This window comes from Alcanivorax sp. HI0044, assembly GCF_001634945.1.
In genome coordinates, this window is sequence record NZ_LWEZ01000611.1 from 1 (window position 1) to 517 (window position 517).

Sequence of the window (517 nt, forward strand, 5' to 3'; positions counted from 1 at the left end):
CGTGAGCGACCCTCTGCGTGCGGCCACTTTCTTCTGAGTGAGATTATTGGTGTTATTGCATTCTGCCACCTGGCCCTCGATAGCAGCACGGGCATAAAGAGTGACACCCTGCAGCTGGTCGGGATCAACATCGTCCATTACCGCATTTTTGTGATCGCCACTTTCAACTCCGCCACTAACAACCAACTCACCAATTTCTGCACCGGTGTCAGGGTGTCCATCAAACAGCGTGATATGGATATCTTCTGAAATGTCGGCAGATCCCGCATTACCGATAACCATGGTAACTGAGGCCAGCTCTCCCACGCCGTTGTCCACGAACTGAAGGGCACCAAGAGTCAAATCAGGAATCTTTGTTTCTTTTGCAACTTTCGAGGAAATACCTTCGATGTATTCCTCATAGCTATCCACCATGAGGACAAAACCACGCTCTCCTCCCGCCGGCTTGGGGAAGACAATACTGCTGAGAAGCGTTTCATTTGCCCCACCACCAACACCAATAGAATTGATGACATCA

1 protein-coding gene is annotated in these 517 nt (G+C 50.1%); it reads right to left on the reverse strand.

Annotated elements, in window-relative coordinates:
- Positions 1-517 (reverse strand): hypothetical protein (locus A3730_RS31260; RefSeq protein WP_197477352.1); only part of this gene is annotated, 517 nt, incomplete at both ends.